The 20,067-nt window shown below is 67.7% G+C and carries 19 protein-coding genes and 8 pseudogenes; 14 read left to right on the top strand and 13 right to left on the bottom strand.

All coding sequences use genetic code 11. The features are described from left to right. Positions 1-123 (bottom strand): annotated as a pseudogene (locus KUM03_RS25115) (6-phosphofructokinase); the annotation flags it as partial. Between the two features lie 32 nt (positions 124-155). Between KUM03_RS25115 and KUM03_RS25110 the strand changes: the two are divergent. Then, positions 156-590 carry a transposase family protein gene (locus KUM03_RS25110; RefSeq protein ID WP_217251562.1) on the top strand — a complete coding sequence of 145 codons (435 nt, stop codon included), beginning with the start codon at positions 156-158 and terminating at the stop codon, positions 588-590. Further along, positions 524-781 carry a hypothetical protein gene (locus KUM03_RS25105; RefSeq protein WP_217251566.1) on the top strand — a complete coding sequence of 86 codons (258 nt, stop codon included), beginning with the start codon at positions 524-526 and terminating at the stop codon, positions 779-781. The genes KUM03_RS25110 and KUM03_RS25105 overlap by 67 nt, the downstream gene beginning before the upstream one ends. 146 nt (positions 782-927) lie before the next feature. Here the strand turns inward: KUM03_RS25105 and KUM03_RS25100 are convergent, their stop codons facing one another. Genes KUM03_RS25100 through KUM03_RS25085 form a run of 4 tightly spaced genes read right to left on the bottom strand, consistent with a single transcriptional unit; the run spans position 928 to position 4,727 of the window. Continuing rightward, a complete protein-coding gene (locus KUM03_RS25100; RefSeq protein WP_217251561.1) occupies positions 928-2,325 on the bottom strand; it encodes an NAD(P)/FAD-dependent oxidoreductase in 1,398 nt (465 codons plus the stop codon). Next, a complete protein-coding gene (locus tag KUM03_RS25095; RefSeq protein WP_217251560.1) occupies positions 2,318-3,520 on the bottom strand; it encodes an MAB_1171c family putative transporter in 1,203 nt (400 codons plus the stop codon). The genes KUM03_RS25100 and KUM03_RS25095 overlap by 8 nt, the downstream gene beginning before the upstream one ends. Further along, entirely contained in the window at positions 3,517-4,125 is a 609-nt protein-coding gene (locus KUM03_RS25090) for a toxin (protein ID WP_217251559.1), read from the bottom strand. Before KUM03_RS25090 ends, KUM03_RS25095 begins: the two co-directional genes overlap by 4 nt. Then, positions 4,122-4,727, bottom strand: coding sequence for a hypothetical protein (locus KUM03_RS25085; protein ID WP_217251558.1), 606 nt, complete (start codon positions 4,725-4,727; stop codon positions 4,122-4,124). The genes KUM03_RS25090 and KUM03_RS25085 overlap by 4 nt, the downstream gene beginning before the upstream one ends. A 520-nt stretch (positions 4,728-5,247) precedes the next feature. Here KUM03_RS25085 and KUM03_RS25080 point away from each other — a divergent pair. The 3 genes and pseudogenes from KUM03_RS25080 to KUM03_RS25070 form a co-directional block, all read left to right on the top strand. Further along, positions 5,248-5,697, top strand: a complete 450-nt coding sequence (locus KUM03_RS25080; protein WP_217251557.1) for a hypothetical protein — start codon at positions 5,248-5,250, stop codon at positions 5,695-5,697. A gap of 398 nt (positions 5,698-6,095) precedes the next feature. Next, positions 6,096-7,513, top strand: a pseudogene (gene istA, locus KUM03_RS25075) (IS21 family transposase). After that, positions 7,510-8,133 (top strand): annotated as a pseudogene (locus KUM03_RS25070) (ATP-binding protein); the annotation flags it as partial. The pseudogenes istA and KUM03_RS25070, both read left to right, overlap by 4 nt. 80 nt (positions 8,134-8,213) lie before the next feature. Here the strand turns inward: KUM03_RS25070 and KUM03_RS25065 are convergent. Beyond that, on the bottom strand, positions 8,214-8,606 hold the full coding sequence (locus tag KUM03_RS25065) for a hypothetical protein (protein ID WP_254399858.1): 393 nt from the start codon (positions 8,604-8,606) through the stop codon (positions 8,214-8,216). 39 nt (positions 8,607-8,645) lie between these two features. Continuing rightward, the gene (locus KUM03_RS25060; RefSeq protein ID WP_217251556.1) at positions 8,646-9,110 is read right to left on the bottom strand and encodes a DUF6228 family protein; all 465 of its coding nucleotides are present in this window, start codon (positions 9,108-9,110) and stop codon (positions 8,646-8,648) included. A gap of 503 nt (positions 9,111-9,613) precedes the next feature. On the opposite strand from KUM03_RS25060, the gene KUM03_RS25050 reads away from it, so the two are divergent. Both KUM03_RS25050 and KUM03_RS25045 read left to right on the top strand, forming a co-directional pair. Further along, positions 9,614-10,225 carry a hypothetical protein gene (locus KUM03_RS25050; protein WP_217251555.1) on the top strand — a complete coding sequence of 204 codons (612 nt, stop codon included), beginning with the start codon at positions 9,614-9,616 and terminating at the stop codon, positions 10,223-10,225. Between the two features lie 539 nt (positions 10,226-10,764). Continuing rightward, complete coding sequence (locus KUM03_RS25045; RefSeq protein WP_217251554.1) at positions 10,765-10,938, top strand: hypothetical protein; 174 nt, start codon at positions 10,765-10,767, stop codon at positions 10,936-10,938. A gap of 23 nt (positions 10,939-10,961) precedes the next feature. On the opposite strand, the gene KUM03_RS25040 is transcribed toward KUM03_RS25045, so the two are convergent. The 3 genes and pseudogenes from KUM03_RS25040 to KUM03_RS25035 form a co-directional block, all read right to left on the bottom strand. Further along, positions 10,962-11,756: a hypothetical protein gene (locus tag KUM03_RS25040; RefSeq protein ID WP_217251553.1), complete on the bottom strand. Its 795-nt coding sequence runs from the start codon at positions 11,754-11,756 to the stop codon at positions 10,962-10,964. A gap of 73 nt (positions 11,757-11,829) precedes the next feature. Next, positions 11,830-12,216: pseudogene (locus KUM03_RS38565) on the bottom strand (DUF6415 family natural product biosynthesis protein). A gap of 323 nt (positions 12,217-12,539) precedes the next feature. Continuing rightward, a pseudogene (locus KUM03_RS25035) lies at positions 12,540-12,770 on the bottom strand (Scr1 family TA system antitoxin-like transcriptional regulator); the annotation flags it as partial. 559 nt (positions 12,771-13,329) lie between these two features. Between KUM03_RS25035 and KUM03_RS25030 the strand changes: the two are divergent. Together KUM03_RS25030 and KUM03_RS25025 are read left to right on the top strand one after the other, a co-directional pair. Then, a complete protein-coding gene (locus tag KUM03_RS25030) occupies positions 13,330-13,767 on the top strand; it encodes a hypothetical protein (protein WP_217251552.1) in 438 nt (145 codons plus the stop codon). Then, on the top strand, positions 13,754-14,317 hold the full coding sequence (locus tag KUM03_RS25025) for an RNA polymerase sigma factor (RefSeq protein ID WP_217251551.1): 564 nt from the start codon (positions 13,754-13,756) through the stop codon (positions 14,315-14,317). Before KUM03_RS25030 ends, KUM03_RS25025 begins: the two co-directional genes overlap by 14 nt. A gap of 166 nt (positions 14,318-14,483) precedes the next feature. Here KUM03_RS25025 and KUM03_RS25020 read toward each other — a convergent pair. After that, a pseudogene (locus KUM03_RS25020) lies at positions 14,484-15,014 on the bottom strand (Scr1 family TA system antitoxin-like transcriptional regulator); the annotation flags it as partial. A 278-nt stretch (positions 15,015-15,292) separates the two neighbouring features. Here KUM03_RS25020 and KUM03_RS25015 point away from each other — a divergent pair. The 5 genes and pseudogenes from KUM03_RS25015 to KUM03_RS24995 form a co-directional block, all read left to right on the top strand. After that, positions 15,293-15,988: a TetR/AcrR family transcriptional regulator gene (locus KUM03_RS25015; RefSeq protein ID WP_217251550.1), complete on the top strand. Its 696-nt coding sequence runs from the start codon at positions 15,293-15,295 to the stop codon at positions 15,986-15,988. A gap of 189 nt (positions 15,989-16,177) precedes the next feature. Further along, positions 16,178-17,320: an NAD(P)/FAD-dependent oxidoreductase gene (locus KUM03_RS25010; protein WP_217251549.1), complete on the top strand. Its 1,143-nt coding sequence runs from the start codon at positions 16,178-16,180 to the stop codon at positions 17,318-17,320. A gap of 46 nt (positions 17,321-17,366) precedes the next feature. Then, positions 17,367-18,134 carry an alpha/beta fold hydrolase gene (locus tag KUM03_RS25005; protein ID WP_217251548.1) on the top strand — a complete coding sequence of 256 codons (768 nt, stop codon included), beginning with the start codon at positions 17,367-17,369 and terminating at the stop codon, positions 18,132-18,134. Between the two features lie 259 nt (positions 18,135-18,393). Beyond that, positions 18,394-18,759 (top strand): hypothetical protein, encoded by a 366-nt coding sequence (locus KUM03_RS25000; RefSeq protein ID WP_217251547.1) that lies wholly within the window; start codon positions 18,394-18,396, stop codon positions 18,757-18,759. A 147-nt stretch (positions 18,760-18,906) separates the two neighbouring features. Then, a pseudogene (locus KUM03_RS24995) lies at positions 18,907-19,163 on the top strand (hypothetical protein); the annotation flags it as partial. Positions 19,164-19,283: 120 nt separating this feature from the next. Here the strand turns inward: KUM03_RS24995 and KUM03_RS24990 are convergent. Next, a complete protein-coding gene (locus tag KUM03_RS24990; protein WP_217251546.1) occupies positions 19,284-19,532 on the bottom strand; it encodes a hypothetical protein in 249 nt (82 codons plus the stop codon). A 43-nt stretch (positions 19,533-19,575) separates the two neighbouring features. Next, a pseudogene (locus KUM03_RS38560) lies at positions 19,576-19,982 on the bottom strand (transposase); the annotation flags it as partial. Positions 19,983-20,067: the final 85 nt, after the last annotated feature.

The raw sequence follows: 20,067 nt of genomic DNA, 5'->3' as shown, positions 1-20,067 counted from the left end.
TCGGGCCGCCTTGAGCGTGCCCTCGCCGCCGATCGGGATGATCGCGTCCAGGCCGAGTTCCTCGACGTGGCCGCGGGCGCGCTCCACGCCGTCCCGCAAGGCGGAGGGCCGGCGCCGAGCCGAAGTACGACCTGGTCTTCACCGACTGGGTCCTGGTGACGCTTGTTCACCTGCGGACTGGGCTGACTCATGAGGCGCTCGGTGTGATCTACGAGGTGCGCTCTTCCACGATCGGGGGGGCGATCGCCGAGATCCGTCCGCTGTTGGCGGCGCGTGGGTTCGCCGTGCCCGACCGGCCCGGCATTCGGCTGCGCACGCTGGACGACGTGTTCGCCTACGGCGCGGCCGAGAACATCACGTTGCGCATTGATGGGACCGGAACCCAGGTCCGCAGCCCGAAGGTCCACTCTCCGGGACGGCGGGCGTTCGTCTCCGGCAAGCGCAAGCAGAACACGATCAAGACCACCACGATCAGCGACCACCAGGGGCGCACTCTGTGGTCCGGCGCCGTACGGCCCGCCGGATGCACGACCAGACGGCGGTCCGCACTGAGGGCATCGCCGAGCGGTTCCGGATGCATCCGCCGGTGAAGGCCGAGGTCGACGACGGGTACCGCGGTCTGGCCAACGAGTTTCCCCACCAGGTCGGCGCACCCCCGAGGAAGCCGAAGGACATCGACAACGCGCCCCTCACTCAAGGGTACGGATGGCGCGAGTTGCGGCGCCGGCAATCTTCCCGTCGGATCTGCGTCGAGCACGCCAACGCCGAACTCCGCCAGTGACACCCACTACGGCGGTACACCGGGCGCCGCGAGACCTATGACGCCACGAGTCAAACCCCCAGGCAGCACTGCCCAGACCTCAATCCCGGGGCACCCCGTAAGCCATACCAGGAGGCCCTTTGGGCCCCAGTGGTAAGGGAGCGGTGCTACAAGGTTGCGTTCTTGCGTTCGCTCTCGGCCAGCGGAGGCGCCTGCAGGTGCGGCTTCTTCGGTCCGAAGAGCATGGGAATAAGCATGTCAGGAGAGAACAGCCGGGTGGCAGGCTTCTCCATGCTCATCACGTCGAGTAGGGCACCGAGGGCGCGGGGGTTGCGGGCGCCGGTGGCCACGGCTTGGTCGACGAACCGGGCGAGCATGCGCTCGATCCATGCGGGTGAGGCGCCGCTGGCGCCCGGATAGCGGGCATCTTGTCCGACGGCAAGGTCCCAGGCTGCGGCAACGGGCCTGGTCGCGGCATGCTGCAGGCGTCGACCGGTGCCGGGCGCGGTGACACTGGTGGTGCGCAGCACGGTGCCGATGGCGAGGGCACTCTGTGCGGCGGCAGTGATGCCGTGTCCGTATACGGGGTTGTATCCGGCGATTGCGTCCCCGATCACAGTGAAGCCGTCGGGCCAGCAACGCATCTTCTCGTAGTAGCGGCGTTGGTTGGCGGTGCTGCGGGTGATGCTGACGTCACCGATCGGTTCGGCATCCTTGATCAGTTCTCCGATGACGGGATCGCCCAAGGTGAGAGCGAAGTCGGTGAAGGCGTCAGGGTCTCTGGTTGGCTCGCCGCCGCGAGTGCCGGAAAGGGTGACAATCCAGCGACCGTCCTCAACGGGCAGAATGATGCCGCCACGGCCGGGCGCCTTGGCCGGATTGGCCTGGACGTTGACCAGTGGGAATGGCGTATCGACGGTGGTGCCGGGGGCATGGTAGAGGCGGGTGGCATAGGTGACTCCGGCGTTCACCTCGCGTTCGGTGACTCGGGGCAGTCCCAGATCATCAAGCCATCGAGGGGCTTGGGAGCCACGTCCGGTGGCGTCGATCACCAGATCGGCGGTCAGGACTTCCTCCTGGTGGCCCTCGGTCCGTATGCGGACCCCCGTGACACGGTTGCTGTCGCCGGTCAGGCTGAGGGCCGTAGACCTCTGCCGGACGGTGAGGCGCGCATCGGGAAGAACTCGGTCACGTATCACGGAGTCGAGCAGGTCACGCGAGCACACAAGGTTCCGGTGATGCGTGGAGGTGAAACGGCGGAACCAGACCTCGTTGGGGGCTCGGGAGACCATGTCGCCCATGATGTGCACGAGACGTGCTCCGCGGGTGACGACTTGCTCGACCAGGCCGGGCAGCAGCTGGTCGAAGGCCACCACACCGCCGTACCACACGAGATGTGCGTGACGTGCTTGGGGAACACCCCGGCGCGGAGCCGGTCCCTCGGGGAACTGATCGCGTTCGACGAGGGTCACATCTGCGTGGTCGAGGAGGGCGGTGGCCGCGAACAGGCCGCTGACACTCCCTCCGATAACGACAGCGGTGGGTCTGCGGGTGGGATCAGGCATGAGCGTTTACGCTTTCTGTGGTGACCACCCGCTGTCGGATGGCGTCGACGGTGCGCGGCTGGCGGAAGGCACTGGCGATTGCTTCGATGTCGTCCAGGTCGCTGTCGATGCGTGCGGAACTGGCGGCGCGATCATCGTCGGCGTCAGCTGTGGGTGTGAGGAAGGCCTCCAGGGCGGCGCGAACGGCGATGGCTCCGGCGATGCCGCGGGCGCGCTCGTCACGGTGACCTGCAGCGCGCGCTTCGTCGAATGCGCACCGCAGCAATTCTGCGTCAACATGTGGCGCGAGACGCAACAAACCATCGTGGATGCGTTGTTGGCGCTGCAGCAGACGCAGGTCGAGCGGCGCGAAGCGTCCGACGCGGGCGCGGGCTGCGGATGGTGCGACTTTCCGGATCGCCCGCGCGAGCGGTCGCAGCCGCCGGTAGGTGCGCTGGTCTCGTATCCACTTCTGCAGGAATGGGCCGCCCTGGGGGAGGATGAATCCGATGCCGACGAGACTCGCGTCGAGGATCGCGAACGGCGGCGCGAGCCGGGTGGACAGCCAATCCCAGTTCACCCCGGCCCAGCGCGCGCCGACGGCCGCCAGTTTCGCGACATCGAAGACGAGCCCGAAGGCGTAGCCGGCCTGGAGGAAGACGAGACCGGCCTTCAGCCAGGCGTCTGTGACCTTCGAGATCCACTTCCAGATCATGTAGGCGGCCACGAGCGCGGAGACCATGTGCGCCGCCAGGTACAGCAGGATGTGCTCGCGCATCCACGGCTCAGTCGCGTAGTACGTGTCCAGGTCGTAGATGCGTTCAGCGGGGACGTCCGCGAGAAGGTAGGTGGCCCACAAGGCGACGATGATGCCGGTGTAGATCAGCCAAATCCGGCGGATCCTGGCGCGACGGCGCGGTGAGGGCTCGTCCCGCCAGGTGATGACCATGGTCAGGCAGGAGCCGCAGAAGGCGGTCAGGAGCGAATACACCCAGGGCGCCGCGATGTTCGGCACCCCCGTCACGGTGTTGATTTTGTGGATGCTCGCGGGTGCTACGGACAGGAATACTGCGGAGGCGAGCAGTAGCAGCAAGCTGGTAGCCCGTACATCCGGGTCTTTCCAGGCCCGGACGAACGTGGGAGTTTTTAGGCTGAGGGCGAGGAGCAGCAGGACAGCGGGCAGGGCGTAGGGGATGTGGAGGCTGCTGAAACTCATCGCCGTATCTGCCCGTTGCGGTTGAACAGCGACAGCTGGATGCGACCCTCGAGAGTGGTAGCGCTGACGGGTCCCTGCGCGTACCGGCCGGGAATCCAGGTGCGTAGCTCCCGACCGAAGAGCAGACCGAATGTCTCCGCGTCCTGCTCGTGCCTGTCCGCCGAGTCGGCACGCGCCGCGATGTCCAGCGTTTCGGCCGGATCGCTCCAGGTCGCCAGGAACTGCTCAACCGCCGTACGCACTGCGGCATCGATCCGGTCGGAGCCGAGAACACGGGCAGCAGCGGCCGAGAGACCCGCGATGTTGTGCCCACAGTCGCCCTGTTCTTCGTGCCACAGCTCATGCCCCAGGATGACCAGCTGAGACTCGGGCGGGGTGCGTTCCTCGACGACAATGACAGACCGGTCGCCGCAGTCCAGTCTGAGCCCGGAGACAGGAATGTCATCGGGGATAGCGCGGAACACCAGCTGGACGGGCCGACCGCGACGCATGCTCATGGCACGGCAGAACTCCTCCATGACCACGCGTGGGTCCGCGGGCGGCTGGATCCGCTTGGACGCCTCTGCTCCCAGGTCGGCCAGCAGTAACTTCATCGCCCTGGTCATCGGCGATTGTCCTCTCCCTCTTCGGGCAGAACCGATCGGAAGACTCCCTCCAGGAGCCGCTCCAGCTGACGTCGCGTCATGGACCCGTGCGCCCTCAGGTCCGTCCCCCGTACCCCGTACCGGTCCAGCAAGGCTTGAACCGGATCGGACTCCAGCCTTCGCAGGGTCGACAGCAGGACACGATTGAGGGTCTCGTCAGCCGGAGCGGTGAAGAACGCCTCTCCGCCTTCGATGTCGAAGAACTTCACCAGTCCGTGCAGGAACTCGAGATTGGGCACCTTCTTGCCATCGCAGATCTGGCGGGCCCATATTTCCGAAACCCCGAGACGCAGGTGCAGTTCACTGACCAGGTCCGACATGCGTCTGCCCGTGGCCTGCAGGTAGCCCGTGGCCAGGGTGCTGATACGAGCACGGACCCGATCGTTGACGGTGTCGGCCGGCAAGGAACCTCCGGCCAGCAGTACCCGAACGGCGTCTTCCGGCAAGGCGGTTTGTGCTGCGAGCTTCGCCGGATCGAAAAGGTCCGTACGGTCTAGGCCATGCTCCATGATCAGCGCTTCGAGTCGCTCGAGCGTCTCATGCAGCGGCGGGACTGGATCCACCTATGAGCTCCCGGGGGTGTGAGGTCCACGGCTGTGGTGCACATGGCACCTTACGCCGGAACCTCTGCCGCACTCAACGATCGTTTACTGACCATATCTGATCGTTGACACCCTGCGTTGGTGCGTAGCAACATCGTTGACAGCGGAGGCGACTCGCCCGACTACGGGGCGTGCCTTCTTGCGTTCCTTGCCCTGCCCAAAACCACAACTCGAGGAAATACCACACACATCCGCCAGGTATGTCTGGACCTCGGCCCCGGCTACACGACGCGGCAGTCGCCGACGGTAGGACCCGATACCGCTCGGCGCCTCACCTCTTCGCCGCGTTACCGAGAGCCTGGTTGGGAACTGGCCTCCTCAGTTGTCTCCGGCCGACCCCCTGGGCCCGGACGCGCCCTGTCGTAGACAACGCGTCCAGCACTCTGGTGAACCACAGCAGCGCATTCGCACGGATGGCTGATTCCCTCCGGGAATGTGCCGCTCGAGACCTTACAACTTTTCAAATCTCCAGGATAGATGCATGTTCACGGTCGCTCGGACAACGGCGGCGCGCACCAGCCCAAACACGCGCGATGCCAACGATCCCGGGAAACGAGAGCGCGCCGCTCCGGACCACAGCGGACGCGTGACCAGGCATCTCGCCGGCGAGTACCGAATCACCAAGGGGGACCCGTTGACCACACCGCGCCTGAAAGCCGACACCTTTACCAGCACCGACGTCGACCAACTCCAGATTCTGATGACGGGCCTCGTTGCCACGTGCGCGGCCATCGGGCTTCAGCGTGACACCGAGGGCCAGTGGCGGCCTGTTGCCCCCGACCGCGATGGGGCGTTCGACAACGCCCGCGAAGTCATAGAGGCCCTCTCCCGCACGCTGAACCGGACCCGTCGCGCCATTCGGAGGGTCGACCTCGAGGCACGTGCGCGGCACCGGCTGACGTCCGGCACGACCAGCACGTGGCAGCAGTAGTAACCCATAAGCGCCTCTGGAGTACCGGTCCCCCGCTGGTGCGGCCGGAGGCAGCGGGCAGAGGCCGATCGCTCAACCCCAACGTCTGACCGGCCTCCGCTCGCCCTGCGTGGATCGGTCCCGGACCCACGGGCTGGACCCAGGGCACACCCAACGTCCCCACCCGGTACCGCCGCAATCCTAATGCGGGCACTGCTCAGGAATGGCCCGACGCACCAGGAGGCGAAATGACTCGACAACCACGCCAGGCCGTTGCCCGATTTCCGCACCGGTGTCGGCGTACACGTGAGTGAACGTGCATGGCCGCGTACGGATGAATGTGCAGAGTTCCTGATGTGCTGAGGTTCAGGGTTCGGCACTCTGCTGCCTGTTGGTCGAGGTCGCAGAGTGGGGTTGTCGTGGTCCTGGATCCGCAGCGCTGGCTGGAACTGCGGCGTTTTCGTGGCCTGGTGGAGTCCGGAGCGATGAGCTTGACCGAGGTCGCCGAGGAGACGGGCCTGAACTGGCGGACGGTCAGCAAGTATCTGGCAGCGGACGGGCCCGCCGCGCCTCCACGCCGGTCGCCGAACGGCAGGTCGCGAGCCAGGGTGATCGACGAGTGCGCGTCGCTGGTCGACTCGATGCTGCGGACGGAGATCTTGATGAAGGCGCCGTGATTCACGAGCGGCTTGCGGCGGAGTACGGATTCACCGGCAACTACCAGCGGACCAAGCTCTACGTCCAAGAAGCCCGGCCCCGGATTGCCGAGGAACTCGGTACCACCCCGAATGAGCTGGCGGGCATTGCACCGCCGATTCGAGGTGATCCCCGGCGCCCAGGCCCAGGTGGACTGGGGCGACGAGGGCAAGATCCTCGCCCACATGGGTATCCCGAAGGTCTACTCCTTCCACATGACGCTGTCGTACCGCGCGACCCGTTCTGCTGATTTACCACGAACCAGTATCTGCAGACGTTCTTCGACTGCCACCGCCGCGCGTTCGCGCACTTCGGCGGCGTCCCGATGACGATCGTCTACGACCGCACGAAGACCGTCGTGCGACGCCACGTCGCCCCAGGTGAGGCGGTTCCGCTGCACCCGGAAGCGGTCGGGTTCGCCGGCCACTACGACTTCGACATCGACATCCTCGCCGCCTACCGCCCCACCGGCAAAGGACGTGTCGAGCGGCAGGTTCTGATCGTCCGCGACCAGGTCCTGTCAGGCAGGTCCTTCTCCTCCGTCGAGGAGAAGGACACCGCCTTCATCACCTGGGTGCCGCAGCGACGGGCTCAGGCCCACAGGACTCACCAGCAGATCATCGGAGAACGGGCGGCCCGTGATCACGTGGCCCTTCGGCCTCTTCCTCCGACTCCGTATCTGGTGGCCGAGCGGCACCTGCGGCCGGTCGGCAAGGACTGCCTGGTCGCCTTCGGCGGCAACCTCTACTCGGTGCCGGCCCGAAGGGTCCGCCCTCGGCAGCTGGTGGTGATCCGAGCCACGAAGTCGCAGATCATGCTGCATTCCACCACTGCCGACTCCAGCGGCGAGACATTGCTGGCTGCCCACCCGCGGGCGATCGGTCGCGAGGTCCGCGTCGTCGAAGAGGCCCACTGGGACGGCCTGCCCGCGGGCAAGGGACGCTTGACCACCGCCGGCGATGCCCTGCCGCAGCCCCGTCGTGAGCGTCCTCGGGGCGAAGAATCAGGGCCTTTGCGGGCTCTGCTGAACCGGGCCGCGGCCACCCATACCGAGGTCGGACGCCGTCCGCTGTCGGTCTATGACGAGCTGACCGGCACCCGCCCCTTCACCACGCGCCCGAGCACGAGGGAAACGTCTTGAGCGAGCTGGTCTCCACCCGCATCCGCAGCGCGGCCGGCAAGATCGGCCTGCCCCACCTCGCGGAAGCCATCAGGAAGTACACCTGTCGGGCCGACGAGGGGAAGATGGGCTACCTCGACTTCCTCGACCTGGTGTTGTCCGAGGAGCTGGCTGTCCGCGACGACCGCCGCTTCCGCCAGGGCCTGCGGCTCTCCCGGCTGCCGCACCACTAGACGCTCGACGAGTACGACTTCTCCTTCCCACCCGAGCTCGACCCGCGGAAGGTCAAGGACCTGGCCACCCTCTCGTTCGTCGAGGGCAAGGCGAACGCCGCTCTGCTCGGGCCGCCGGGGGTCGGCAAGACGCACATCGCCGTCGCCCTGGCGGTCGCGGCCTGCCGGGCCGGCTACTCGATCTGCTTCACCAGCCTCGACGACATGGTCCGCAACCTCGAAGCCGCCGAGACCGCCGGCCGTCTGACGAACAAGCTCGGCACCTACCTGCGGCCCGGTGTTCTCGTGGTCGACGAGGTCGGCTACCAGCCCCTCGAACGAGCTGAGGCGAACCTGGTCTTCCAGGTCATCTCCAAGCGCTACGAGGAGGGGTCGATCATCCGGACCTCGAACGAGACCTTCAGCAAAGCGCACATGTTCCGGCGAACCAGTGCGAGGTGTTGCCGAACTGCGACAGGTTCTCCGAGGTACAGCGGGCGCTCTCGTAGTCAGGCGTCCTGTGGCCATCCACCCAGGGCCCGCGTCAGATGCTCGGGCAGTTCCGGATCATCCGTCGCCGCCGCGAGACGATAGGCGGTAGGACCGACACGCCAACCCGAATCATGATCGAAAGGCGGTCGCTGTCCCGCTGCATTGTGCGCGAGCTTGGCCACCAGTTCCGCGAGTGCAAAGCGTAGAGCGTCTTCCTCAGCCAGCGGGGCCTCTTTACTCAGACTCCGTTGCCGGATTCGGTCGAAGACTTCGCGGCCCAGCGGCCAGTGGTCTTCATGTTCTGCCAGGTTCAGTGCCTCGTCGATCTCTGGTGACTGTCCCTTCCTCCGGGCTGCAGCAGCAAGAACGCTGCCTGCCCAAGCAACTGGTTCCTGTTGTTGCTGGAACAAGTTCCGCCCCAGATACAGAGACGCTCATTCGGCGACAGGTCAGCCACGATCGCTCCCATTTTCGTGGAGGAAGTGGCGGAGATCGGCGGCGAGGATGGACATCTGCTCGCCGGCCTCCAGCCATGTGGTGACGTATCCTGCCCGGCCGCCGGCGGCCGTCGGCCAGGGCTGAAGAGTCCAGGTCAACCCGACATGCCCGCCAGCCCGGAAGACCGCTGTGACGGTGAGGTCGTGATCGCTGTTCTGCCATACGCGCTCGCCGTCCCACCCTCGAAAGTCCCGAGCCAGCTCCTCCAGAAAGGGCACCAGGTCCGCCTCCCAGATCCATGCGACCACTTCATCGACGCGGGCATTCAGCCCGGGCGCGCATGCCTCAATGGCGTAGTGCACGCAGTCGTCGTCCGGACGGAAACGGTCACAGAACCTCACCCTGACCGCCGGGTTGTCCTGGGAGCGGACGACCACCTCGGTCAACTCGGTGAGGCCAACCTCGTGAGTGCTCATTCGCCGAACAGTAGGTCAGCCGGTCGCGTGTGCCCAACATCCGGGGGAAGGCCCGTCTTCGCTCAACCTTTGCTATCACGGGACAAGCGTGCTGGTCACAGCCACTCGTTGATGGCTGCGACCAGCACGGTCGCTTCGTAGCGGACGGCGAGTTTGTCGTACCTCGTGGCGACAGCACGGTGGCGCTTGAGGCGGTTTATCCCGCACTCGACCGCGTGCCGCTGCTTATAGTCGTCCTTGTCGAACTTCGGCGGCCGACCGCCCCGCGATCCGCGTTGGAGCCGGTTGCGGATCCGGTCCGCTGGGACCGGAATCGTGGCTTTGATCCCGCGTCGGCACAGGTAGGACCGAGGCGGCACCTCGTGCCCGTTTCACGAGCGCACCAAGGTGCACGGTCCCCCTTTCGTGATTCCGGTCGTGCGGCTCGCCGTGACTGCGGCATCGTCGTGGCCAGCGCCCCCTCCGGGGGCGTGCCGGGCACGAGGACACGTTGGAGGGGCGGCATGGGTGAGGGTGAGCGGGAGACGTGGACGACGGAGGAGTTCGGTACCTCCCATGAGGGCGCGGTCGGTGTGCTGCTCGCCGACGGCTCCGTGCCGGCGCCCGTGTTCTTCGACATGAGTTCCGGAGGCGGCGGACAGGCGGTTTCGCAGTGGACCACCTACGACGGCCGCTACCCGCGCGTGCCGCGAGCGGCCGCCCTGCGCGCGGTGTGCTCCTGCGGCTGGACCGGCCCGGCACACAACCTCGACTGGGACCAGATCGGCGATCAGCCACTGGCCGAGGCAGCCGGAGGCACCGCGGACGCCTGCACGCAGGACTGGGACACGCACACCGCAGAAGTGGACCAGGCTGCCATCCCCCTGCCGGAGACCATCACCAACCTGCTCGCCCAACTGGTGACAGAGATCGAAACACTGGCGAAGACCTCACCGCTGGCCGCCCTGCGGGCAGCACGCCAGCTCGAAGTAACCGCCGCACGAACCGCGTACTGGCCCGCCCACGAAGCCCGCCAGGACACCACCCCCGACCAGGCCGCCCACGCCCTCGGCCTCAACGAAGACGCGGCACGGAAGCTGATGGCCCGCTTCGGTGACTGGAGCCCCTACCGCTGACATCCCAAAGCCGGAACGTCGCCCAAGCTCTCCCTCGACCGTCCGGGGGGGGCAAGGGCGGTATGCCCTTCCCCTCAGTTTCTCCCTCGATCCGGTGGCCGTCGCGCCGGTCCCAGGCACGACGGAAGCTGACCGGAGGGACGTCTGGCGCACCGCAGTCCTGCGCGGTATCCACACCACCCGCCGTCTTCAGATGCCCGCCGGCGCCGAGCACCGAAATCGGACGGCGCGGGCCAGCAGGGCCGGGGAGGGGACGCCGCAGGCGCTCGATCGCCAGCGCCCTGGCAGCCATCTCAGCCGTGCAAAACGAGATCGACCGACGTACCAGATGACCACGCAGGACCGGACCAGCATGCTATTGGCTTGCGCAGGTGGTGCGGTCCGGGCACGTTGCTGCGGCCCAGACCGACGTCAGTACTGATCGACAGTCTGGCTGCATGAGTGACGGCATCGCGTGGATAGGCGCACACACCTTCTTCATCGGCCGTGCCCGGCATGCTCGTCGGCATCTCACTGCCCCTGGCCCGAGGCGTGGAGGCGTGGAGGCGGACGAGTTCCTCATCAACCTGGGTGCCGACCTCGACGAGCTGGCCGCGCGCACCCCGTGCAGGGAACTGCGCGTGCCGGTGAGGCAGCCAGGTCAGCCTTCCCCTCACCTGAACCGCGCCATGTACGGCACGTGTGGTGAGTGGACGTACGTGCTGGAGGACTAGGGGATGGCAACCTGGCCGACCGGCTACCAGGGCAAGGTCGAGTCGATGCTTCCCGGTGAGGGCGAGGAGATCCTTTGCCTGACCGCCAATCGTTTCAGCCCTCCAGCGCTGATCATCCATGCACCTGGTGCCCACGCGTACCGGGCTGATTTCGGCACCGACACCGGGCAGGGCTCGGAACTGGATGCCGCCCTCCGTGCTGCGGGAGCGGTGTTCCCGTCGATGCCTGAGGCCAGTGAGGACGAAGTCGTCGCGTACTTCGATGAGCATGGCTCCGGCGAAGAACGACCCGGGAGTGGAGAGGAACAGCCCCGGGTCGGTGGGCGACTGGTGCCAGCGATGTCGTACAGCCAGCGGAGGAAGGCGTCCATCGTGTGACGGAGCCGAGCGGCGCGGTCTGTCTGCAGTCTCTTCAGGGTGTGCACGGCAACGCGGCCTTCGTCCGTGAGGTGCACGTGAGGCGCGGCGTCTGACCAGGTCCGGGTGAGGTCTGCCAGGCCGCGCTGCTCCAGCTGGAAGGCAAGCACGGAGGCGTCTTCGGCCAGCTCGTGTGCTTCGACGAACCGGGCGACGTCGGCGTACTCCCCTGGATGTTGCTGGCCATAGGCGTCCAGCCACATCAGCAGCCCTGCCAGGTTCGGGCTGCTCGCGATCGCCCCGCCGTCCAGCGCACCGCCTACCGTCGTGGTGGTCTCGAACTGGACGGGCACGCGCGAGGGATTGCGGCGGGCTGCTCGCTCCAGGCTCTTGTTCGCTTCCTTAACCAGGCCCTTGGCCCACTTATCGAGTTCACGCTTGTTGATGCCGTTGCGGGCCACGTTGCCCTCCTGTCGCAGGTGCTTGGCCGAGAGGTACGGGCGGGCACTGACAGTCCGGCCGTGAGCAGGAGGTTCACACAGAGGCAGCGGTGTCCAGGCGGTTCAGGCGTTCGTAAAGGGCGCGGACGAGGCGGGCGCGGTTCCGGACGCAGCCCACAGTGCCGTCGATCGTCGCGGACAGCCGGCCTTCTGCCTCGCGCAGGACGACGTCAACGAGCGCCTTGGGTCCGCTGTCCTTGGGCAGCTGGTAGGCGCGGCGGCGGACGTCGGACGGCGACGGCGCAGGCGTGGTCGGTGAGCTGGAGGGCGATCTGCTCGTAGTCGCGTTCGGCGAGGGTGTTCGGGCCGGTCCAGGCCAGGATGGCCTTTACCAGGCACTCGTACCGTTCGCGGTCGAGCGGGAGCTCCGCCTCGATGAGCCCTCCGGGTCGTACAGGACCGTGTGCGTGCTGGTGTGCATGGCGGGCCTCGCCGCCGGGAACGTCGTGTGCGGGTGGCCGGCGGTAACCGCCGAGGGTCCTCGCTGCCGCCGGCTCCGTCGACCTGGTCCTCGTCGTGCTGGCCGAGGAACCGGGCGAAGTCGCGGTCCGCGCGGGCCAGCAGGGACGGTGAGGGGACGCCGTAGGCGGGCGAGTGGAGGCCGCGGCCCTCCCGGGCCGGAGCGGTGGAGTCGGTGTGTACGCGCACGAGGCCCTGCCTCTCCGGCTGGTGGTCCGTCGGTGCTGCCGACGCTACGCAGCCCCGGTTCGCGCTCTCAACGAAGTTGCGGAGAATTGCGGGACTTCACTCCAGGGCGTCGATCGCGGCCTCGATGAGCGCGCGGGCGGCGTCGCCGTACACGGCCATCTCCGCGAGACCGGCGAACGCCCTGTCGTACTCGGCGAGCTCGCGCGGCTGCGTCACCTTGATCTCCGCCGTCAGCGTCTCCACCACAGCCATGGTGTCGTCGTGAACGTAAAACGCCTCCAGCGGCCACACGGTGTGCTGCGCGATGAACGGGATGATCCCGAGGCGTGGAGGCGGGCAAGGCAAAGCCCCGGTCGCCGACGGGGCAGCCGGGGCTCTGCACACGCAGAAGCCTGGGGATCCCTAGTTCTTTGGCGAGAGCGGGGAATCCAGGCTCTCCCTCAACCCGGAGCTATCCTCCAAGTTGAAGTGAGCACGAAAGTGATCGAACTCGTGCTCCAAGGAAACAGTACGGCTTCCGCTGGGTTCACGAAATCCACTGCCGGGCTTTCCGGAGCAGGCGCACGGCCCCTCGTGAACGTGGAGCATCGCATCCTCCCATCCCGGCATGACTGTCACCCCTTAATAGGCGCCCGGGAGGCCGAACCGTGCAGTCCCGCCAGGAGAATTTTATGTGAACCACGTCACTAATCGGCGCGGATTCTCGGTGGTGTGCGGGGGCCCCGCATCCTGGTGTAATGGAAGGACAACTTCATAACAACCTTGCAGGGCGAGGGACTTGCGAATCTTTGGCGAGAGCGCGCGAGCCTGAGCCTCCTTCAACCCGGCGCTGCCGAACCCGCGTTACCGGGTCCGGCAGCCCGGCTGTACCGGAAGGTGTTCCTCCATGGGCTTCACCAGCCTCGTGGAGCGCGCGCTCGAAGCGTCGCACTCCGCCCTCCGCGAGCTGAAGCGTGCGGGCGCCGCCGCGCGCCGCATGCTCACCCGTATCGACATCTGGGTGCAGGACCACCACGTGGCGCTGCTCGTCGGCGTGATGAGCGTGGTGCTGCCGTGCGTCTCCCTGGTGGTGTGGACGCACTGGGACACCGTAGTCGAGGTGGCCAAGCAGCTGGCCCCCGTGGTGACCGTCATCGGTTTCACCGCCGGTGCCGTCGCGAGCACCGTCAAGTGGGTGCGCAAGCGCCGTGCGGCACGCCTCGCCGCGGCCACTGAGACTGCCGGCCTGCCGGCCGGCCAGGGCGCGGGATCTGCACAGACGGGCGGCGGCATTGCGGCGTCCTCTCCCCTTGGGGCGCAGGGCGGTGCTCATGACGCCGCCTGACGAGCTGGGCGCGGGCGGCCTGCCGCCCGCCGGCGGAAGTGTCGAACTGCGCGATGCCGCCGCGTTCTACACCCGGTACGCCTCCAAGTGCGCGCTGTACGTGAAGTCCCTGCGAGAGCACTGGTGGTGGGGTGTGTCGCCGTACTCGCCCGAGGACATCGTCCACGACGCGTTCGTGGTCGTCCTGCGCAAGTGGGACGAGGTCGGCCGCATGACCTTCCCCTACGCCTACCTGCGCGAGGTAGCCCGGAACCTGCTGCGCCGCTCCGCGGAGCGGGTGTACGAGCACCCGGTCGAGGACTTCACCGCGCTCGACCTCACCGTCCCCGAGGACACCGCCGACGCAGGGCTCGCGGAGCGGGAGATGGTTCTCTCCCTCATCCACCGCCTGCCGGCGCGCCAGGCCCAAGTACTGGTTCTGGATTCCTACGGGTACACCGACTCGGGCATCGGCGACATCCTCGGCCTGGCACCCGCCACGGTCCGCTCGCACCGTCGGCACATGCACAAGCAGCTCCAAACGAGCTGGAAGGAACAGACGGCGGTCTGACCCGTCAAAGATCCGAACGTGTGAACCCGGCAGCCTTCGGGGTCGGGTCGGCCAAGGACGTGCTTGGCCGGCCGGGCCCCGAGCCGCTTCTTTCCCCGGGCTTGTGGCAGGGCCGGGAACGGCCCGGGCGATCTGCTGCCCGGGCCGGGCGCCGGTGGCCGTTCGGTCAGGGGCGGGCGCGGGTAGCGTCGATCGCGGCCCGGATGAGGGCGCGGGCGGCGTCGCCGTACACGGCCATCTCCGCGAGGCCGGCGAACGCCCTGGCGTAGTCGGCGAGCTCGCGCGGCCGTGTCACCTTGTTCTCCGCCGTCAGGGTCTCCACCACGGTCATGGTGTCGTCGTGGACGTAAAAGGCTTCCAGCGGCCACACGGTGCGCTGCGCGGTGAACGGGATGATCCCGAGCGAGACGGAGGCGAGCGGCATCACGGCCAGGAGGTGGCGCAGCTGCCCGCGCATCGCCTCGGGTTCTGCGGTGCGGAAGCGCAGGACGGACTCCTCCATGAGCACGACGTAGCGGTGGCCGCCTTTGTAGGGGAACCGGGAGCGGGCGACGCGGGCGGCGACGGCTTCGGCGGCATCGTCGGGGGTGCCCTGGAAGCGGGTGATCTGCTGCATCAGGGCGGTCGCGAACGCTGGCGTCTGGAGAAAGCCGGGCGGCACATTGGAGAGGTAGACCCGGCAGTGGCGGGTCTGCTGACGTCAACGGGCACTTTCCAGAGACAGGATGCATCGAGCCTTCCGCCGCACACTGAGGAGCTTCAGCGTTGACGCCCCAGGATGGAGCGGCGCCGGGTGACGGCTCGGGGCTGGCCACGGGCATGGTGAGCAGGAGATCGGCAGAGTTCACGTCGTGGCAGTTTTTGGTCGGTGCTGCCGCCGCATGAAGAGCTCCCGGTCTCCTCGCAGAAGACCGGGAGCTGTCCTCCCTTCACACCAGCGACCCATCGTGCGAACGTGTTCGTTACGATCGACTTATGAATGCGAGGAGAGAGCCGGTCAGTCGGCGTGAGCGTCCGGCGAAGCCGGCCCTGTCCCAGCGTTGGATCGTGGACACCGCCGTGCAAATAATGCGGGCCGAGGGATTGAAGAAGGTCACGATGCGCCGTCTGGCGCAGGAGCTGGACACCGGCCCGGCCTCCCTCTATGTCTACGTGGCCAACACCGCCGAGCTGCATGCGGCGGTGCTGGACGCACTGCTGGGCGAGGTGGACCTGAGCGGCCGGGACGGTGGTGACGACTGGCGCGGCCAGCTCCGTGCCGTCTTGACCTCGTACACCCTGGTGCTCTTCGAGCACCCGCAGCTCGCCCGCTCCGCGCTGGCGGCCAGGCCGAGCGGCAAGAACTACTTGCGGCTGGTGGAGCGGATCCTCGAGCTGCTCGCGCGCAGCGGCGCACCCCGGGCCCAGGTCGCCTGGGGCGTGGACAAGCTGCTCCAGGACGCGACGGCCACCGCCGCGGAGCAGTCGACGCAGGAGCACGACCCGACCTCCCAGGACGACTGGAACGCCACCGTGCGCGCGCTGCATGCGGTGGACGAGGCCACACACCCGGCGATCACCGCGCACATGCCGGACCTGGTCGGCGGCACGGTCCGGGACCGGATGCGCTGGAGCTTCGACGTCCTCGTCAACGGCATCACGGACACCCCGGTGCCCGGCCAGGCGGTCTGATCCTCCTCCCCCGGCCCGGTGGGCGACGCGCACCGGGCCGGGGAGGTCATGCCGACACGCACCATAGCGAACTTGTTCGGAACGAACATGTTCGCTACCGTGGAGAGTGGCCAGAGGGACCGCTGCGACGCCACAGGGCAGTCCCTTCCCGGCCGCCCACGCGTCACCACGTCGGCGAAAAGGTTCACGATGAGCACCACCCACTTTCCCGTCGCGATCATCGGCGGCGGTCTCGGCGGTCTGACCGCCGCCCGCGTCCTCCACGTCAACGGCATCGAGCCGGCCGTCTTCGACCTGGAGGCGGGCCCGGAGGCCCGCACTCAGGGCGGCATGCTGGACATCCACGCCGAGAACGGGCAGAAGGCCCTGCACACGGCCGGCCTGCACGACGACTTCCTCCGCCTCGTCCACGAGGGCGGCCAGGCCATGTGCCTGCTCGGCCCCGACGGCACGGTCCACGTCGCCGAGGAGGACGACGGCACCGGCGACCGCCCCGAGGTCGACCGCGGCGAGCTGCGCGACCTGCTGCTGAATTCCCTGCCCGCGGGCACCGTCCGCTGGGGGCGCAAGGTCACCGGCGCCCACCCACTGGGCGACGGCCGCCACGAAGTCACGTTCACCGACGGCTCGGTCATCACCACCGACCTCCTCATCGGCGCCGACGGCGCCTGGTCGCGCGTGCGGCCGCTCCTCTCGGACGCCAAGCCCGCCTACACGGGCATCTCCTTCGTGGAGACCGACCTGTACGAGGCCGACACCCGCCACCCGCGCAGCGCGGCCGTCATCGGCGGCGGCTTCTTCATCGCCCTGGGGCACGAGCGCGGCTTCCTCGCGCACCGCGAACCCGACGGCAGCCTGCACGTCTACACCGCGCTGAAGACAGACGAGAGCTGGATCGACACCGTCGACTTCCATGACCACGCCGCCGCCAAGGCCGCCGTCCTGGCCCACTTCGACGGCTGGGACGAGGGCCTGCGAGGCCTGGTCGCCGACGCCGACACGATCACCCCGCGCCGCATCCACGCCCTGCCCGTAGGCCACCGCTGGGACCGCGTCCCCGGCGTCACCCTGCTCGGCGACGCCGCCCACGTGATGTCCCCGTTCGCGGGCGAGGGCGCCAACCTCGCCATGTACGACGGCGCCGAACTCGCCCTCGCCCTCGCCGCCCACCCCGGCGACACCGAGGCCGCCCTGACCGCCTACGAGGAAGCGCTCTTCCCGCGCAGCGAAGCCTCCGCCGCCGAGTCCGCGGCCAGCTTGGACACCATGTTCGGCCCGGACGCCTTGGAGCAGATGACCGGGTTCTTCACCACTGGCCCCGCCGGCCAGTGACAGCCCGGCCCACCAATACGACGCCCGCCGCATCCGGAAGGACCTCATGATCTCACCGACTCCGCCCGCCCGCAGCAGCGTCCAGGTCAGGCCCGGTCTCGACCTGTACCTGCACGAGGCCGGCCAGGGCAGCCCGGTCCTCGTCCTGCACGGCGGCCCCGGCCCCGGCAGCCTCACCCTCCTGGTCGACCACCTCGCCGCGCGCCACCGAGTGCTGGCGCCTACCCATCCGGGCTGGGACGGCACCGCACGCCCCGACGACCTGAACAGCGTCCCGGCGCTCGCCGCCCTCTACCTGGACCTGCTCGCCCAACTCGGCCTGCACGACGTGACGGTGATCGGCACATCCTTCGGCGGCTGGGTCGCCGCCCAGACGGTCCTGGACGACCGAGAAGGCCGGATCTCACGGCTCGTCCTCATGGACGCCATCGGCCCGGTCATCCCCGGCCAGCAGGTCACCGCGCCTACCGGGCCACCGTCCCCGGGACCCGCCCCGGCCGGTGGACCCGCCCCGCGGGGCGGACCGTCCCCGCAGTCGACGGCCGCCCTGCGCGCGTATGCCGGGCCGGCCATGTCGGACGCCGGCCTGCTGCCCCGCTTCTCCGCCGTCGCCTGCCCGGTGCTGGTGATCTGGGGCAGCGACGACACGGTCGTCACGCCCGACTTCGGCCGCGCCTACGCGGCCGCCATCCCCCATGCGCGGTTCGAACTCGTCGCGGACGCCGGGCACCTCCCTCTGCGCGAGGAGCCGAAGGCGGTCCTCGCCCTCATCGACTCCTTCCTCACGTCCAGGGATGCGACCGCGCCCCACTGACCCCCTTTGACTTCCGGAGACGTCATGACGAAGGTCGCGATCGTCCTTGCCAGCACCCGTACGAGGCGGGCCAGCGCAAACGTCGCACGATGGGTTCTCGACGGGGCACGGCAGCGCGGTACCGCCGAGGTCTCTCTCCTCAGCCTCAACCAGGGGGCCGGCCTTCGGGCCGGCCCCCGGCCGGGGCCTGCCTCGTGACGGTTGAGAACCCGCTTCGGGTACGCGACCTGCTGCGCGACCGGCGTAAGCGGGATCGACTGTGCGAGCTTTCAAGCTGCTCAACAAAGACACGGAAAACCAGCTAGAGCCCGCCGAAGAAGGAAGAGTCGCCGAAATCGCCGAGGCTTTCGATGATCTAAAAGCAGCTTACGGTTGGTGGCGAAGGGCTGCTGCCAGCGGCGACGAGGACGCGAAAGACTATGTGGAGATCCTTGAAGAGGAGTTGGTGGTGAGTGATGTTCCAGACGATGCGGCCACATCTAGAAGGCTGTTTCGCGAACACTTCACTGTCCCTCAGGTGAGACTCTTGCCGCGTTTCTACAGTCGTGAGCAAATCGCGGAAGCTTTGCAACCCAGACCAAGTCGCGGACGGCGGAAGGCGTATAGGAGCGAACATTATTGGTGATCCCTAAACTCTCTCCATGAGAGGGAGTGGGTGAGAACTTCAGCGACGCGGAGCGACTACATGATGCGCCCGCCACCGCGCGGCAGCAGATGCTTCCCTTCCGCCACGGTCAGCGGCGCAAGTGGCTGACCGTGGTACGCCGGCCGGACCTGCAAGACCGTCATCGGCCTCGCCGACCGGCTCCCGGCCCACGCACCGGACCTGCCCGGGCACCCGGACTACCCCGCATCATCGTCGCCTTCAACCATGCGACCGGGCCGCTGCGGGCCAAGGACGTCTGCGAAGCCCTCGGCCACGAACTGCTGCCCAAGAACGTCGAAGGCACCCGGGCCAAGCTGAAACGCCTGGTCAAACTCGGGATCCTCACCGAGGCCGACACCGGAAAGTCTGCCAGGAAACAATAGCCACCGCCGCGACCAGCACCCCTGACACAACCCTAATCCGGAAACGGACATCACCTCACGAACCCTCCACTGAGAAACCTCGCACTTTGTTAGGAGTTCTGACCTTGTCGTTTAACCCCATCAGGGGGTGACGTAGTCGCCCCAGCCGAAAGTGGCGACGTAGGCCCGTCGAACTGCTTCCCTGCCGCGTCCGCCCCTGATGTGGATGACGGTGAGCGCGAGGATGAACCAGGCGGTGAAGCCTCCTGCGACGATCGAAGTCCAGCGAGCGCCGGAGAAGCTGGCGACAACGATCAGAGCAATGATCGTCACGGCCAGTCCGATGTGGCCGCCGCCGATATCCGTGCTGGACGCGTTGCCGCCTGTCATGAGAGCCCCCGCCGAAGATCACGCTTTCTGCCGTCAGAGCAGGTTACGGGGCTCTGCCGATGGTGTCAGTAGAGCTCCCGTGACGGGGTTTGGTGCCTTGCTTGTGGTGAGCGGGACGACTGAACGCCTCGCCGGTGGCGAGGACTCTGCCCACGTCATGTCGGGTGGCCGGGCGGCGATTCTTCGAGCCCTGCGGCCTGCCAGGCCGCGGCCGGGAAGGTTTCGGTGCACCGGCCGGAGATCCGGTCTTCGCGTGCAGGTTCCTGAACCCTCTGCGGACGCGGGCGGGTGTCAGTCTGTTCGGCTCCGTCGGCTTCTCCCAGGGACGACGGAGGTCGGTGGCAGCGGTCGGGCGAGGCGAAGCTGGGCATGGGCGGCGATCACCAGCCAGGTCCACCGGTCAGCCGCTTCCGAGCTTCGGAACCGGGGCTTGGTCCAGCCTAAGTGTTGTCCCGTAAATGATCTCCGGCATGCCGGTCGACCAGTGCTGTTGCTTCTCAGCCGGTCAGTGTGAGGTTGTGCAGGCGGGCGATGC

It is taken from the genome of Streptomyces sp. AC602_WCS936 (assembly GCF_019049125.1).
Lineage (GTDB): Bacteria > Actinomycetota > Actinomycetes > Streptomycetales > Streptomycetaceae > Streptomyces.
The sequence above is the reverse complement of the archived record's forward strand: the minus strand, read 5'-3'. Positions and strand labels throughout refer to the sequence as shown.